General features: G+C 41.9%; 14 protein-coding genes. 2 read left to right on the forward strand and 12 right to left on the reverse strand.

Annotation, left to right across the window (positions count from 1 at the left end):
* Positions 1-43: 43 nt before the first annotated feature.
* The 9 genes from ACE4RR_RS00610 to ablB form a co-directional block, all read right to left on the reverse strand.
* On the reverse strand, positions 44-268 hold the full coding sequence (locus ACE4RR_RS00610; RefSeq protein WP_375533453.1) for a hypothetical protein: 225 nt from the start codon (positions 266-268) through the stop codon (positions 44-46).
* Positions 269-417: 149 nt separating this feature from the next.
* Positions 418-1,623 carry a multidrug effflux MFS transporter gene (locus tag ACE4RR_RS00615; RefSeq protein WP_375533454.1) on the reverse strand — a complete coding sequence of 402 codons (1,206 nt, stop codon included), beginning with the start codon at positions 1,621-1,623 and terminating at the stop codon, positions 418-420.
* A gap of 510 nt (positions 1,624-2,133) precedes the next feature.
* On the reverse strand, positions 2,134-2,298 hold the full coding sequence (locus ACE4RR_RS00620) for a hypothetical protein (protein WP_375533455.1): 165 nt from the start codon (positions 2,296-2,298) through the stop codon (positions 2,134-2,136).
* Between the two features lie 96 nt (positions 2,299-2,394).
* Positions 2,395-3,108: a hypothetical protein gene (locus tag ACE4RR_RS00625; RefSeq protein ID WP_375533456.1), complete on the reverse strand. Its 714-nt coding sequence runs from the start codon at positions 3,106-3,108 to the stop codon at positions 2,395-2,397.
* On the reverse strand, positions 3,095-3,982 hold the full coding sequence (locus ACE4RR_RS00630; RefSeq protein ID WP_375533457.1) for an ATP-binding cassette domain-containing protein: 888 nt from the start codon (positions 3,980-3,982) through the stop codon (positions 3,095-3,097). The genes ACE4RR_RS00625 and ACE4RR_RS00630 overlap by 14 nt, the downstream gene beginning before the upstream one ends.
* Entirely contained in the window at positions 3,979-4,356 is a 378-nt protein-coding gene (locus tag ACE4RR_RS00635) for a GntR family transcriptional regulator (RefSeq protein WP_375533458.1), read from the reverse strand. Before ACE4RR_RS00635 ends, ACE4RR_RS00630 begins: the two co-directional genes overlap by 4 nt.
* 232 nt (positions 4,357-4,588) lie before the next feature.
* A complete protein-coding gene (locus ACE4RR_RS00640; protein ID WP_375533459.1) occupies positions 4,589-6,562 on the reverse strand; it encodes a hypothetical protein in 1,974 nt (657 codons plus the stop codon).
* A 39-nt stretch (positions 6,563-6,601) separates the two neighbouring features.
* Positions 6,602-7,948 carry an ATP-grasp domain-containing protein gene (locus ACE4RR_RS00645; protein ID WP_375533460.1) on the reverse strand — a complete coding sequence of 449 codons (1,347 nt, stop codon included), beginning with the start codon at positions 7,946-7,948 and terminating at the stop codon, positions 6,602-6,604.
* A 130-nt stretch (positions 7,949-8,078) separates the two neighbouring features.
* A complete protein-coding gene (ablB, locus tag ACE4RR_RS00650; RefSeq protein ID WP_375533461.1) occupies positions 8,079-8,930 on the reverse strand; it encodes a putative beta-lysine N-acetyltransferase in 852 nt (283 codons plus the stop codon).
* A 62-nt stretch (positions 8,931-8,992) separates the two neighbouring features.
* On the opposite strand from ablB, the gene ACE4RR_RS00655 reads away from it, so the two are divergent.
* On the forward strand, positions 8,993-9,118 hold the full coding sequence (locus tag ACE4RR_RS00655) for a hypothetical protein (protein ID WP_375533462.1): 126 nt from the start codon (positions 8,993-8,995) through the stop codon (positions 9,116-9,118).
* 36 nt (positions 9,119-9,154) lie between these two features.
* Here ACE4RR_RS00655 and ACE4RR_RS00660 read toward each other — a convergent pair whose 3' ends face one another.
* The 3 genes from ACE4RR_RS00660 to ACE4RR_RS00670 form a co-directional block, all read right to left on the reverse strand.
* A complete protein-coding gene (locus tag ACE4RR_RS00660) occupies positions 9,155-11,377 on the reverse strand; it encodes a YheC/YheD family protein (protein WP_375533609.1) in 2,223 nt (740 codons plus the stop codon).
* A 127-nt stretch (positions 11,378-11,504) separates the two neighbouring features.
* Positions 11,505-12,950 (reverse strand): PH domain-containing protein, encoded by a 1,446-nt coding sequence (locus tag ACE4RR_RS00665; protein WP_375533463.1) that lies wholly within the window; start codon positions 12,948-12,950, stop codon positions 11,505-11,507.
* Positions 12,943-13,422 (reverse strand): PH domain-containing protein, encoded by a 480-nt coding sequence (locus ACE4RR_RS00670; protein ID WP_375533464.1) that lies wholly within the window; start codon positions 13,420-13,422, stop codon positions 12,943-12,945. The genes ACE4RR_RS00665 and ACE4RR_RS00670 overlap by 8 nt, the downstream gene beginning before the upstream one ends.
* Positions 13,423-13,950: 528 nt before the next feature.
* On the opposite strand from ACE4RR_RS00670, the gene ACE4RR_RS00675 reads away from it, so the two are divergent.
* On the forward strand, positions 13,951-15,765 hold the full coding sequence (locus ACE4RR_RS00675; RefSeq protein ID WP_375533465.1) for a hypothetical protein: 1,815 nt from the start codon (positions 13,951-13,953) through the stop codon (positions 15,763-15,765).
* Positions 15,766-15,797: the final 32 nt, after the last annotated feature.

Here is a 15,797-nt window from a genome sequence, read left to right on the forward strand (position 1 = left end):
AAGGCTGCACACGCGTGTGCAGCCCTGCCTTATAAGTTACATGTTAACCCTGGATGGATGCGCAGCTGTGGCCGGAACTTCCCGATCCTCCGCTTCCGCCGGAAGATCCAGACGGCTGATCAGAGGTGCAGAGCGACCCCATATGGCAGCTGAACATTGCATTCATCGTTTCAGAGTACACGTCATACCAGCTGCAGGAACCGCCGTTCACCTGCTGCAGCTCTAAATCTTCCTTTACTTCCCTCAGTAACTCTTTCGATTTACTCACGTAAAAATCCCTCCTAAAATAATCGTTACTAGTGGTAAGGGGTTTCATTACATAATATTCCTGATTTATACATCTTTAAACTTATTTCTCCATTACAATAACGTTGCTTATCTATTACATTCGTTTTGTTGCTCCTGCATTTCAGATGATTACTTCGATTTATTTTCACCCTGTTTTTTTACTAAAGTAAAATAGGCTAATAGCGCAATCAGGCTCATCCCAAAAATAGTCAGGCCCATCGGTACCGCTGTATCTTCTCCGGCAATTCCAACCAATGGGGCAGTCACTGCACCAAAAATAAAAGGCAGCACCCCGAGCAGCGCGGAAGCACTTCCGGCAATGTGGCCCTTTGTCTCCATCGCCATTGAAAAAGAAGCGGTTGCAACAGCACCAATGGAAGCAACAAAAAAGAAAATCGGCACGACTAAGCCCCACAATGGTCCCTCTATTATTGTTACGATGAAAAGAATAAGTCCGGTCAGAAACGCAAGAACCAAGCCCGCTTCTAAAAAACGTTTCTCCGGAACCACGTGGGCAAAGCGGCCAACTGTCGAAGTACCGATAATAAGGCCGATACCGTTCATACCAAAAAGGATACTAAAAACCTGCGGAGATACTCCGTAAATATTTTGATAAATAAACGGAGTACCCGCTACATACGCAAATATTCCGCCGATCATAAAACCCTGCGCGAGAGCGTAGCCGGTAAATTCCTTATCCTTCAGCAGAGAATCAAAATTTCGAAAGGTCGTTTTCAAATTACTTGGGACGCGTTCCTCCGGCGGCAGCGTCTCTGTTAGCCGGTACACAATGGTAAGCAGCAGCAGCCCGCCTAGCAGGGTAAGGATAAGGAAAATGCCGGTCCAGTTAGAAAATAATAGAACTCCACTGCCAACAGATGGAGCAAGCAGCGGCACAAGATTATGAACAAGCATCAATAGCGCAAACAGCTTCGTCAGCTCCGGCCCTCTGCTTACATCCCTAACGACTGCCCGTGATATAACCAGTCCCGCAGAAGCAGCGAATCCCTGCACAAAGCGGCCGGCAATCAAAACGAAAATATTCGGCGCAAAGATACAAACCACTGAGGCAGCAATATATGTAACCAAGGAAGTAATTAACGGCTTACGTCTTCCCTGCACATCACTGAGGGCACCTGTAACCAGCTGTCCAAGCGCAAGCCCCAATAAACAAGAAGTCAGGCTGAGCTGAACAAAAGAAGCGTTTGTCTCAAAAGCATCAGCGATTTCCGGCAGAGCCGGCAGGTACATATCAATTGTCAACGGAATGAGAGCGGCGAGCGAACCAAGCAGAATTATAAACCGCACCCGTTTGAAACCAGTCAAGTTTTCCATATTATGCAACCTTTCCTAATGCTCCTGATAATGCTAGATTAGTATTCATTTAAGTTATCACTCCGGTTTCCCTCCTTCAACTAATATGTTTTATGAAAAAAAAGAGAGCTGGGATAAAACCAGCAAATGATGAATATCCTTCCTATTGTGAGGGATTTCTGCGTAAAATGGTGGATTGAACAGAAATACATACGCTTGCAATCATGCAGCACCCTGCAACCGCAGACGTCTCATGATATCTGACAATCCATGCGTTCAAAGGTTGGGAGAACCAGTAAAAGTACACCACCAGAACACAAGATATATCTAGGTATTTTAATAAAACCTGGATTGCCGCCATTTCAAATGACGAAAGCATTAGCATTCCTATGCTTTTACCTAAAAGCACAAAAAGAGACTGCCTCAAAGTGAATTTCACTTTGAGACAGCCCCTTCGACTGGGGACGGGAAGCATTGGTGTTGAAAAGGTTGGAGGTCCTTAGCAGCTGGGAGAAGAACCCGCTCTTCTTTTTAATTCTGCTGTCTCGCTTTCTTACCGTCTTCATAGCCTTGACGGTAGACAGCCTTGAGCATATTCTCAAGTTGTTTTCTGAGTACTGGATCGTCAAATGTTTCTAAAAATTTATTCATGTCGTCGGGTTTCATGTGACCTCTTTTATTATAGTAATCTTCCATCTTCCCGGCCCCATTGCCTTATAAATACCTTCTTTCTAGTAAAACGAAACTATTTATCTGAGACGTTTGCAATATATGCCTGAGTGAATATTCTATTTATGCTTTGACTGCTGCATTTTTTGTTAGAAGCCGCATGATCGTTGTCAGAATCGAAGCCATAATAATCGTGAGGAAAACAGCTGTAAAGGTCGTCTGCTCGCCCACTGGGATCCAGCTTAACCAAGGAATGTGATCTTCGATGCCCCACACATAATTAAACATCGCAATCATCACAATTCCAAGCGCAATAAAACCGAGACCGATCAGCCAGTGGAAGCGGTAAAAGCCGGTGCTGATAAACCAGCCGATTAAATAAAAGATGATAAGCTGAAAGAAAGTCATTGCGAACATTGCTGCCAGCCCGCCGCCGCTTGACGCTGCAACAGAGTCTCCAAAGAGCTGGTTCCAGCCCATGAAGGAAAAAATCACTCTCTCAAGTCCAATCATTATTCCAATAATGATCGTGAGAATCACACTCATCGTCACAAAGGCGCCAGCCATCCCGAAAAAATAATCCTTTCTGGTGACTCCATTTTCAATAAAGTAAGGAAGGAAGCCGATTGTCGTCATGATACCGAGAACCAGTAGATAGATCCGCGAAGCCTGCACCGACGTTTCAAGAACCGTCCATTCCATCGACCCGTCCACATTTGCAAATATAATCAGGAGGACAATATGACTCAAAATAAATATAGAAACAAACCATGCGGTCCATCGTAAAAACGTCACCAGCATTCCGAAATAGACCTTTGCTGCCTTATTGTCTATCATGATTCTCCTCCTCCGTTAAATAGATAAATAAATCCTGAAGCGCCATTTGGCCTAATTCCAGCTGCAGAGCACCTGCTGCTTTCCTGTCATTGTCCGTAATCTCTCCATACACCATCGCTGACTTCGTGGCGCCGAGTACTTGATTATTCAGAACTTTTTTCCCTTCAATAAAACGGTCGACGTTTTCCTTTTGCCCAGTTACTGTTGTGCCACGAGCTGATAATTCCTCTGCTGATTCATGAAGCAGCATCGACCCTTCCTGCAGCATCACTACTTCTTCGAACAAGGAATCCATCTCCGAGATAAGGTGGGTGGAAAGAATGATCGTCCTCGGATGCTTCATATAATCCTGCAGTACTTCATCATAAAAAAGCTTTCGGGCCGGCGCGTCCATTCCTAAATAAGCTTCATCAAATATCGTTATCGGCGCCCTGCTGGCGAGTCCGACTATTACACTTAAGGCGGACTGCATGCCACGGGAAAGCTTATTGACCTGCTGATCCAGGGGGAGCTTAAATCGCCTGACGAGGTCATCTGCATAGGGACGATCAAAATTCGGGCGGAATTCCTCCGGCCCCTCCATCCATTTTTTGACCGTTTCTGTTTCATCGTCTCTCTTTACATCGCGCACAAACATAATACTTTCCATCATTTTTCTGTTTTCAAAGGTATCTTCCCCATCAACGGTAATACGTCCGCCTGTCGGCTTATTAAAAGCGGCCAGCAGGGACAGAAGCGTTGTTTTACCAGCACCGTTTCGGCCAAGCAGACCGTAAATTTTCCCACCTTCCAGCTCAAACGTGATGTCTTTAATGATTTTATTTTTTCCGAGCTTTAAGGATAATTGATCAGCTTTTATGCTCATCGCGGTCATTGATAATCTCTCCCCTTCATGGACTGCATCATTTCCTGGACTTCGTCTATAGTAATACCGAGCTTCTTTGCTTCCTCCACCATTCTCCAGACGTACTCTTCTTTAAATGCCTGCTTGCGGGTTTCCAATAGCCGTCTGCGTGCTCCTTTGGCAACAAACATCCCCACACCCCTTTTCTTATATAAAATTTCTTCATCAACAAGTTGATTGATTCCTTTTAAAACGGTAGCCGGATTGATCTTGTAATAAGCCACCAGCTGATTGGTCGAAGGCGCCTGTTCCTCTTCCTTTAATATGCCGTCCACAATATCGTCTTCGATTGTTTCTCGTATCTGTAGAAAAATTGGTTTACTTTCATCCAATGAGGACCTCAACGAACGTCCACCTCCTTTTATATATGAATTGTTAATTGGTTAGTTAGTTATGTAATTAACCATATAACGGAAACACTTATTTGTCAATTGCAATAATTAAATTTGGGCGAAAAGGCTGCTGAAAATGTTCAATTACCAACAGATAGGTGCCTATTTTTTGGTGAACTGCAGGCACCGCTATGAATCAATAAAAGAAACAGCTCAGGGTTAGTACCCTGAGCTGTTTCTTTTTTTATAGCTGCACCCACGTATATTCTTTTCCCCAGCTTTCTCGAGCAATCTCTTCCACATTTCTTACTATTTCTTCATCCACCGCATAAGCGTCACCCTGTTCATATGGATTATAGTGAAAGGCATACAGCCTGGCAACAAATTCATGGAAAGGAAGGGAAGATTCCCCTGGAATTTCTCCATTTCCAGACACAGCAGGTTTAATGCCCTGGCTCCAATCCTGTGAGCTGTCATTGTTCGGGTTATAAAAGTATACCCGATATTCGCCGTCCGGATCCTTTCCAATCCTCTGTATAGAAACAGCATGAAGACCGAGAAAATCCCCGTTAGCATTTACAATAAAGATACCTACTGGATTAGGGTAAATGAGCTCGTGGCCATTGTTGTACTCTGGATGATGAGTCGAATAAAAGAGTCTGACAAAGCCAGAGTAATCTGCCACCGACCCTGTCATCGGATCAATAGTAGAGCTGAAGCCTCTTGAAATCCAATCTCCATAAAATGCAGGATTGACCCATTTATGAACATCTTCCCCTCTAAATTCTGATCTTCTGACCAGCTCTCCATATATACGGTCGAGGTGTGGTACAAGAACCAGGGACACCGGATCCAACTCTTCATGGAGGTCGTTTACAAGTCCATCTTGAAGATCTTTTGAATGTATGGCAAGACCTTCAAACATGACATCAATATCTCCGTCCCGGGCAGCTCTTGGAATAATTTCAAGTAAATACCCAGGAGCATGCAAAGACCATAGGCTGATTCCTCTCGCTGTCTGGCAGGTCGGATTCATGCCCTGTCCAACTCCAAGCGGCTGTCCAAGAACGCTTATGACCCCTGCCACTAAGATATCATTAGCTGTAATGCCTTCATTTCCATTAATGGAATTCAAGAGGACTTTTCTTACTTCAGGCTTTAAATCCAATTCAATCAATCGCCGCAGCCCAGGAACAACAGGTTCGGCGGATAACACTCCTCTTTCAAGCATCTTGGAAAGTCCGTACACAGCCTGCCGCATAGGCGTATGAATAGCTACTTTTATTAACTCACTTACTGTTTTCTGATTTTCTTCTAAGCTGGCTGATCCTTTATTATCCAGCCCAAGCGCAACAGATAGAAGTTCTGGGTGGTTTACATTGAGATATCGGACCAGCACAGCATGCTGGGGCGCGACAAGGCCTGTTTCATGCATGGATTCAGCAAATGCCACTGCTTCTGCCTTCAACTCTTTTTTCGGTATATCCTTCAGAAGCTTGCGGTATTCACAGCGTTCCTTACACTTTTTACTTTTTGGGGATGCTCCATAAATTGCTTGAAGATATTTCTTTATTTTTCTTTTTTCAGCTTCTTCGATATTATGCTTTAGTAATCGTTCAGCATTTTCAATCATGATAATAATTCGATTGACCATGATCGGCCGCTGTGCGATAAGCCCATCCAATTCTTCAAGCAGCGTCGTTGATATAGCAGCAAGTGTCATTTTATCTGATAAAAATTGAAAAAGTTTCTCCGCACGATCTTTTTCTTTCCCTTTGCCTTCAATTCTTGCTGCTTCCGTTTCTTCCGGAAATAAAATATCCATATTTAATGCCATAACCGTGTTTAAAAATTTTTTTGCTTCTTCCTGAGACATATCTTCCTTTTGGTGATTTCCGTCTGCTATCGAGACCATTCTCAATTCACTTAAAATCTCTACAATCGAAGTCATGCCACTGCCCATTAGGGAGCCCTTCACCAGATTAGGGACTAAGTTTGAAGGCTCTGCCCAAGGGCCGCCTTCAAACACACCAGCACTGTCAAATTTACCAGCAGACTCGTAAAGAAATTCCATTCCGTCTTTTTCATCCATGACATTTGCTGCTGCCTGGAGCACTTCTGCCTGGTACATTTTCTTCGCATATGGAAAAGCCGATTCTAATGTTTCAAGCGCCTGCGTAAAGGCATTTTTTTTGGACGTATCTATTTCTAACGACATTGATTTTGCTCCTTCCTTTTCTTTGGCTCAATATTCGTCTTAAATGAAAAAGTCGTGGTCCACATAATCATATAGAGGCTGCTTTACTTGTTCGCTGTCGTCTCCGTAGAAAAACACTGTCCCCAAATGATTCCCATATCCCTCTAAATCCTGTATCTTAGGGTCAGCCGGACGGAATAATGTGTGTTTATCAAAGGCTGGATGCTCTTCTAATTCTTCTGGAAAATTCACACCATTTACATGATTCACGCGCGGGTATATGAGAAAGCTGCTGGCATGGCCTTTTGCACTTTTTTCATCTGGAAAGACTTCCGCTAATTCTTCTTCTTTCGTGTTAGGATCGCAGCAGAGGACATGCGCTTCATGGGGGTTAAAGTTATATGTCTTTTTCATCAAATCAAAAATATGTCCGCCGGGAATTCGATACGCTACTTCTCCAAAATAAATTTCTCCATCTTCTGCGAGAAAAAATTCCGGGTGAATGATGCCATAATCAATATCAAAGGTGTCGACAACTTTTTGTACTTCTTCCCGAATTGCCGGCCGTAACTTCTCAATTTCAGGGGATGGAGGCACCATCATAGAGTAACCAAAAACGACATACTCCGTTATATTTAAAAATTGAACTTTACCTTTGCAAATAAAGGCTTCACAGGAAACCTCAACGCCGTCTAAATGACTTTCCATCAGACAAGGAAAATTGTCATCTTTTAATTTATAATCAATATCTTCTTCTGACCGTATAATTCTATGACCGGCTGCTCCCGCTTTGTTTAATGCTTTCACGTGAATGGGATCGGGCTCATCACCACGATGACGGAAGAGAACTTGGTTGACACGCTTGAAAAAACGCCGAACATCTTCTTTAGTATTTCCTTCTTCAAATACACCAACTTTCAGTCCACCCATATGTGCTCTGCGTTTCATCTGAGCCTTATCACGAAAAAGCACGGAATGATCAAAAAGATGAGGGTCTCCCCGGAAATGAGCATTTAAAGCTCCTGCCCACTCCACCGTCTCTTCAAATACTGGAATGGCATGGTCCACTTCCAGATCTTTTAAACGATGATGGAGAAGCTCTGCACTTTTGTATACTTCTTCATAGCTGGGGTTTTTCCCAAAATCCCAGGAAATAAAAGGAATATTATGCTGATTGGCATATTCCTCAAAGGCAGGCAGGCTGACTACCATATACGGCTTTTTCAGATTATCCATCGCTTCCATGGAAGGAATGCTCCAGCCAATAATTGCGAGCTTTTTTCCTTCCTGAGGTTTTCCGTGCTTTAATTTCACCGGTCCAGTTTTTCTTTTACTTAAGGCGGCACGGTCTCTCTGATCATTTTTTTTAAATGAAATGGTTTCTTGAGGCGTATTGTGTGGCATCATCTTCTCTTCCCTCTCTTACCTATTAATTTTCTAAAGGCATCACATGTTTAATGGTTTCCTTATTGAGGGTGAATTATAAGCTTTTGCACAAAAAAAGACTCTCGAATTTCGAGAGCCGCAATGAACACCACTACAATCGTTTATACCATATATTCATGTTTTCTAATCTTCCGGCAATATTACTGTTTTGAATCATTCGTCCTCCATATTTAAAGCCATGCTTTGCATTGACAAGATTCATTCCTAAGGAAACAGAGCGGGAATAAGAAAAAATTGTTTTCAGGTCCATTTGTTTTACTTTTGGAATTAGTTGTGCGACTTGACAGGATAGCAGCTGCTTTTTACGATGCTCCTCTTTTGTCGCACAATCAGAAAGCTCTGCAGCCTGGAATTCTGTCTGTACATCTGCTGAACAAGCACTTACAATCTCCTTTCCCTTTTCCACAACGAGAAAATACACATCGCAATCCATCATCTCACGTATGAACTGAGGATCATTCATCGGCGTTGGATAAGATTGAAAGACTGTATCATACAAAGCAGCCAATTGTTTAACGTCATCTGCGTGGGCCCATCTCATCTTATACCCTGTGGGCACAGGGGCATGTTTAATAACTACTCTTCTTTGTTTTGCCAGTTCTAATATGTGATTTTCTTCTTTCACAAGAACAGTGGCATCGTTTCTCGATGGAATGAAAAAAAGAGAATAGATAAATGCATCTTCTCCGTTAAAAAAACCTTCGATTCGTCCTTCATAACTGCATGAAAATGAAGGAAGCCACTCCTTTTCGTTTTTCTTTACATAAAAGATAACTTTATCACATTTATGAATATCACTGACTTCTTTGAGTATGTTTATAAAATCTTTCAGCTTATTTTTTTGAGGGAGCTTATAAATTTTTATCCTTCTGCTTATTGGCTCAAGTAGGATGTTCATCTCGGAAACAGTCAGTTCATAGGCTTGATCCTTCACAATTTGCATGCCTTTACATCACTCTCCCCTAAACCCTTTACCACCTACTTTATTATGTTGAGGCAAGTGTTATGACAAATTCAAGTATCTTTTATGACATGTCTATCAATTCGATGACACCGGTCGCCCAGGGAGGTACGGCGGGTAATAATAAGCTTCCGACAATCACTTTTAGATCATCGGAAGCTTTTTATTAATATTCCCAGCCTCTTTCTTGCTGATATATTGATACTTTATCCCTGTGTCTTATTCCGTAAATACCAGACCGCGTGTTCAAAAGGAATTCGATTATGCATAATGTTAATTCTTCGCCTGTACGGCCTGAAATTAGCTTCCAATAACCAAACCTTTCCATCCTTGTCAACTGCAATATCCAATCCCAAATCTATAACCTGGGGATATTTTTCTTCAAGAGCCATGGCCGTTTGAATGCTCGCTTTTTTGATTTGTTTAATTGTTGATCTATCGATTATTTCTTCTATCTTATATTTTGGCCAGCCGCCTTGATCAAGATTCGTGATATTAAGACATTTTTTTGCTACTCTTGCAATCATGCCTGTTATCTGCCATTCTCCATTTTTATTTTTCTGCGGGGATATTCTAAAATCACATTTTCTCTCTCTATATTCTATAGTTGCAACAGCTTGCTGAACGATAAAATCTTGAGGGATGGGAAACGTCTCTTCATAAAACTGTAATAGCTTTTCTTTAGTAACATAATAGATTTTTTCTTCTGAATTAAAAACATGGGTGAATTTATATTCCTCATTTTCTTTTTCAACTACGTAAATATTTCGTCCTCTCGAGCTGCGTTTAGGTTTAATATAAAGCTTATCGTAACGGCTGATCTTCTCAGTTATTCCAGCGAATGAAAGTGACGCTGTCTCAGGCAGCAGTGGTGATATTTTTGGAAAAGATGATAAATATTCATAAATGTTATATTTACATCTCTCTATATTTGTCATGGCGTGAAAAAACATAATATTATAGTTTTTACTCAAGTAATTAATTTTATCTATCGATAGTTTGTTTCTCAGGTACGCATTTACCCGGTAAATATTCACGTCAGGAATCGTGAGCTTTCTTCTTATCAGCTCATCAGTTTTATAGTTATATACAATACCGTTAACGGTAATATGTTTCCTAGAAACATTATTCATTGAATAAAAACAAAGATCTACTTTGTTCTTACTGGCCAGTTTTATATAATACTCCAGCGATTCATCAGACTCACCTAAAATTATTTTATTTATATAACTGCTTGAGAAAATCAGCCCTATCATATTACTGTCTGCTTTCTTGCTCGTTACAGACAGCTCACCATTTTCCGTTTCTTCGTACAAATACTTTGTATACAGTAATACATTTTTCATTGAATCCTCGAGAGTGTTGATTCCATGGGCTTTCATTAAAGATACTTTCGTGCTTTGGGAGTTACATTCGATAAACTTAATATTCATATTCCGATCAATCGCAAAATCTATACCTATTTCAACAAATTTTCCAAATTTTTCTTCTGTGGCTCTATAAACCTTATATAAAAATTGCTCCATCTTATTCTGTATATCTTCTATTTCTTTACTGGATAAATTTATAGCTTCATACAATTTCTCAACTGGTATCGCTTCTGCGTGAGTAGTAATCGGCGAATTCTTAATACCCATTCTGGCACTGATCCCGCAGATTGATATCTCTCCACCTGTATTGCGGTACAATTCTGCCCGCAGATCAATTCCCCTGTTATTAACCTCAAGTAGATCAATGGCTTCTTGAATCATGAACTTTTTTCCTTTATAAAACTGTTGTATAAAGGAGACCATTTCTTCTTCATCATTAAATTGCTTGTAATGGATTTTTTTAATGCCTGCTTCATAATGTTTTAAATAATAATTATTATCTTCTCTTTGTTCCAGTCGGATTACATTTTTTCCTTTTCTTCCAGTCACCCCTTTTAAATACAGGCACCGATGCCTCGTAAGCATATTGTAAAGATCTTCTGGTTTTTCGTATAATACCGTTTCCAGCAGGTAATCTTTTAATGACCCAACTGAGTTGAAATGATTGTAAACCATCCAATTTCCAAGCGTTGAAGGATTTAAGAGAACTGTTCGCTGTTTCTTACACTGATTCATAAAAATCCGGTACTTCGCTTTGTCTTTTCTGCTTATTCCTCCTCGCCGATAAATAAAGTCAGGGTAATGATAGATGGCTGATTTCCATAGTTTCTCCTCAAAATCATAGTACATTCCATTAATGAGCTGGTGTTTTGTATCAATAGTTTCGCTGCAGAAGTAAAATAAATTAAGCTTTAGGCTCTCATTGGCTTTAGCTAATTTATTTAAGCGGAAATGCGGTCTTTGTTTAGCTAATGCCCGCCAATTTCTATTAGAAACATATACACCCAGATGTATATATTGATTTTTTCCGTGCTCTGCGAGTTTATTGTTATCGTACATCAAGGTTTATTTCACTCCTTTTTCTTATCCTTGAATATCCTATGTCTTTGGAAATCAAACTGAATAGGTTGATTTAGGAGTGCAAATACCTTTTTTTATATAAAAAAGCATAAGAGACTGGCGTCTCTTATGCCTGAATGTCTTTGTCTCTAAAGGAATACCAGTCACCAAGGCGGTCGGCATCCTTTTCTTCTATTTCTTTTACGAGATAATGTCTGCCGAGAACATTATTTAAAATTGAAAGACGCAGACTGCCCAGCTGTTGTTTTTGGTGAAGGATATGCTGTTTTTTCTCGAAGGCCTGGATACGGCGATGCTTCAGCATCACAGTATCCTTGCTGAAATTTCTTAACCTCACCGTGAGCTGCTGCGGCTCGAGGTTATATCCGGTAGACCGCCACGTCAGGACTGCCATTAACACGGCTATCGTAAGCAATGCTCCTGGAAGATACGCCCACGCAGGGAAAAAGATAAAAATAGCAAGAAATAAAAGGAATGGAAACCATGCACTTCTTACGATGTAGTACGGAATGGCCCGCTTTGGTGCAGGGAGAAAGGTTTCCGGGAACTCCTCATATTCCGGCATAATGGTGTGTAAAAATTCACGAATTTCTTTTTTTCGTATAATCGGAAATAGCAACGTGCTGCTTCCTGCATTTTTCCCGGTCTCCCCGCCGGCGATTTCTACATAAATGGTCGCAAAACCGAATGGCTGCCTTATTAAGCTTTCTTTTATCCCGACAGCCTGAATTCGTTTTAACGGAATCGTCATCTGTCTCTTTTCGAGCAGCCCTCTTGTGATGAAGAGCTCTTTTTCATAGCGGGTGATGGTGAATTTTCCGTATTTAATTACAGTACCCAGGATTCCGATTAAATAGAGAAGAAGCAGAATTAACACGACTAATCCAATCACCGCTTCAAAGGCGAGAGCAAGTACCCATCTCGTTGTCTGGTCGTACACCGTATTGGGAATAAGACTTTCTAATTCATTAAAGCCAACCGCTGCCAGACCAAGAATAACACCGACACTTCCTGAGGTGGATCCAGCAACAAACAGCCGCTTGAGTGAAATCTTAAATGATGGGAATTCTTTTTCGGGACCGGCTTCCTTTTCTTCTTCCGGCAGCTCCATTTCTTTTTTTCGTTTTAATTCATTCTGTACCCGCTGCCCTTCCTCAAAGGTCACGGCACTGAGTGACGCATCGACACTTTTGTCACTACCGGCTGTTTCAATCTGGACCTTCGTTAATTTGAAAATACGATGCAGCACTCCCTGGGTTAAATCAATCGATTGAATTCGGTTGTTTGATATATAGCGGTTCTGGCGAATAATGACGCCCTTTTCAATTCTTAGCTGATCACCCTCAATGGTGTAGGAAAACCGTAACCACGATAGTATCGAGAAAATAATAAGAATGATAACTAATACCGCGAGACCTCCTGCGAAATAAAGAGCATGGCCATTCCCGATTGTTAACACCACCAATGGAATAGCTGCATAAATGGATTGCTTTAAGATCGTTATTAATTGAAACACAACGGCGGCAGGATGCAGTCTTTTCGGCTCAGACATCATCTTGTTCCACCCTGGCAAGCACTGAAATCTGGTCACGGAGATCTGCTGCCTCTTCTTCACGCAGCGCAGGTATTTCATGGGTTGTCGCAGCAGTCGAAACCGTCAGGCTAGCCAATCCATACTTCTTTAAAATCGGCCCCTGTTTCGTATCCACATGCTGCACCCGGATCATCGGAACTAATATTCTTGTAACAATTAAGATGCCGTGCTGAATATATATTTCCTGATCAAACACCTGATAGCGCCAGCGTTTCCAGCGCAGCTGCGGCAGCGGAAACACCATAAAATATGTAAATACCGCACTTACTGCTGCTGCAGTCCCCCCATACCAATTGGAAAATTCAAAAATATTTACTCCCACCCAGACGAGCACAGTTAACGCCCACGGTATAATCATATATATTGCCGCAGTGATCCTCCATGCCTTTACTGCATCCTCCGCAATCATATTATTTGGCGGTTGTCTCAAGTTAAAAAACCTCCTGTCAATTAGCTTCCACTATGAGAATGTTATGTTCATAATATCTTGTTGCCAATATAATTTCTATAGGGATTCTACGTGCTGTATTCCGAAAAGTTTCATAGAATAAGCAGGGAAACTGAAACCTGTTACTGTTTATTTCGTATTTTATAATGAGTCTCTTATTCACTCAATCAGGGAGGGAGCATTATGGGCCTGCCAGCGTGCTGGTCATGTTAAATATCAATTCAGATTCTCAGAGCTGCTGGTTGTCCTTGAAGGGAGAAAACAATGTCCAGCCTGTGGCGAAACACAGTTTTCAACCACCCATTCTAAATGGAGTATGGGCATGATTTTACTTCCTGTGTTCATTATTATTCCTCTTATTTTAGGTATTTTCATCGAAGGATTGCTTCTTCGAATAGCCTTACTGATTTTTTTGGCTGCGTTGAATTATTTATTGATTCCTTTTCAGTATGAATTCACAGATACGCAGCAGCCATTTTTTAAGATAATTTAAAGAGCAGGGGGAGACTTATGTTCAGCTGGATTTTCATTATGGCACTAAGCTGCCTGGAGCTGCATCCACGGGCGTGGCTCCATGGATTGCAGAACAGGCCATTTCTTATTGTTCAAGCAGGCCGGTATATTATTGGATTGATATTAAGCTTTTTTATTATTTATTTTCTGTTGATTGATATTTCAGTTACAGGATTAATGAATACCTTTGGATTTATCGTGGCCATTAACCTGATCGTATCCGGATTATTTTATCCTTCCTCCGGCGCCGGCGATGAAAATGAATTAAAAAGAAAAAAGAATTTGAAAAAGCGGCCGAAATCGTTTTTTCCAATACCGAGCCTGATAGGGCTGGTTTTTTTAGTCATCCTGATCGTACTTAACTTTATTTATCCATTAACAGTTACTCAGGACCTGGCAGAGCTGGGAGAGATCGAAACGAGCACCGAGCAGATCGATTCAGTAACAGAGGAAGCGGTTCGGTCAGTGCCCCATACCTATGCGAGATACAAATCAGAAATTGTGTTTGGAAATATTGATAACTATTCCTTTTACGAGCTCGGCGAATCCAGTATTCAGAAAATCAACGATGAATTATTCTGGGTCTCTCCCATCGAATATGCGAGTATCTGGAGATGGTTGCGGGCCGACAGTGCCCCGGGCTACATTATGGTAAGTGCTGAGGACCCGAATGCCGAAGCGACGCTCGTCGATGATCATGAACTTAAATATGTCCCCAGTGCCTATCTGGGAGAGCATTTAGAACGACATGTGCGCCAGGCATACAACGATGTCATACTCATCGGTTATTCGTTTGAGCCTGATAATGAAGGAAAGCCTTATTATGCTTATTCCTATGCCTACTATGACCATTACCGGACAGGGCCGAATGCGGATGGGGTGATCCTTGTCGATGCGGAAACAGGTGAGATGGAGAAATATGAGCTTGGCGAACAGCCGGAATTTGTGGATAACGCGATTGATTACCGGCTTGCTCTCGATTATGCAGGCTGGTTCGGCAAGTATTCAAACGGCCTTTTGAATTCTATATTTGCGAAAGAAGGAGTACATGAACCGACGAGCGAGAAAGAAATGATCGGCGTGCTCGGGCCGGATAATGACATGTACTGGATGATCGACCATATGCGCCCGAATCAAAATTCCAATACGATGGTCGGCTTTACGATGGTGAATGCCCAGACAGGCGAAGCCACCTACTTCACCGACTCGTCCGGACTTCTGAATGCGCGCGGGGCACGTGAGGTTGTAAACAAATCATTTCAAAGAGAACAATGGAGCGGCACCCAGCCTGTCCTTTACTCCATTTATGACAGCTATACCTGGGTTGTGCCGGTAGTGGACCAAAACGGGCTTATGCGTGAAATTGCGATGGTTCATGCGGAGACGGGCAACATTGCGTATGGATCGTCAAGAGAAGCAGCGTTCAGCAGCTACCGCCAGACGCTCGCTAATGAACTTGATTCGGACGACTACGCCCCAACGGATGTACTCGACGAAGAGACAATTGACGGCACTGTCTACCGGGTAAGCAATACAAATAATAATACCATACAGGTCTTACTCTCCGGTGAAAGCCGCGTGTTAGAATTTGATGTCACGAGCATTGCCGACGTTGTCTTTATCCGGGAAGGCGACGAGATTGAAGCCCAGGTTGTGGATACAGAAGAGAATATTTTGAACGTTGTTGAATTTACGAACGTTACGATTGAAGATGAGTTTGGCGAAGTGGAAGAATTTGAAATTGAAGAAGAAACGGAAAATGAATCAGACTCCAGTGAGCCGGCAGAAACCGAAGCTGAGACGGAGGGATAAATAAAGATGGGGCTGTATCATAAATGATACTC

Source organism: Alteribacillus sp. HJP-4 (assembly GCF_042139015.1).
Taxonomy (GTDB): Bacteria; Bacillota; Bacilli; order Bacillales; family Marinococcaceae; genus JBHIKY01.

What these genes read in the sequence shown, in the direction of transcription:
- ACE4RR_RS00615 (WP_375533454.1), bottom strand. Translation starts at nt 1,623, where the DNA reads ATGGAAAACTTGACTGGTTTCAAACGGGTGCGGTTTATAATTCTGCTT.
- ACE4RR_RS00620 (WP_375533455.1), bottom strand. Translation starts at nt 2,298, where the DNA reads ATGGAAGATTACTATAATAAAAGAGGTCACATGAAACCCGACGACATG.
- ACE4RR_RS00625 (WP_375533456.1), bottom strand. Translation starts at nt 3,108, where the DNA reads ATGATAGACAATAAGGCAGCAAAGGTCTATTTCGGAATGCTGGTGACG.
- ACE4RR_RS00630 (WP_375533457.1), bottom strand. Translation starts at nt 3,982, where the DNA reads ATGACCGCGATGAGCATAAAAGCTGATCAATTATCCTTAAAGCTCGGA.
- ACE4RR_RS00640 (WP_375533459.1), bottom strand. Translation starts at nt 6,562, where the DNA reads ATGTCGTTAGAAATAGATACGTCCAAAAAAAATGCCTTTACGCAGGCG.
- ACE4RR_RS00645 (WP_375533460.1), bottom strand. Translation starts at nt 7,948, where the DNA reads ATGATGCCACACAATACGCCTCAAGAAACCATTTCATTTAAAAAAAAT.
- ablB (WP_375533461.1), bottom strand. Translation starts at nt 8,930, where the DNA reads ATGCAAATTGTGAAGGATCAAGCCTATGAACTGACTGTTTCCGAGATG.
- ACE4RR_RS00655 (WP_375533462.1), top strand. Translation starts at nt 8,993, where the DNA reads ATGACAAATTCAAGTATCTTTTATGACATGTCTATCAATTCGATGACA.
- ACE4RR_RS00660 (WP_375533609.1), bottom strand. Translation starts at nt 11,377, where the DNA reads ATGTACGATAACAATAAACTCGCAGAGCACGGAAAAAATCAATATATA.
- ACE4RR_RS00665 (WP_375533463.1), bottom strand. Translation starts at nt 12,950, where the DNA reads ATGTCTGAGCCGAAAAGACTGCATCCTGCCGCCGTTGTGTTTCAATTA.
- ACE4RR_RS00675 (WP_375533465.1), top strand. Translation starts at nt 13,951, where the DNA reads ATGTTCAGCTGGATTTTCATTATGGCACTAAGCTGCCTGGAGCTGCAT.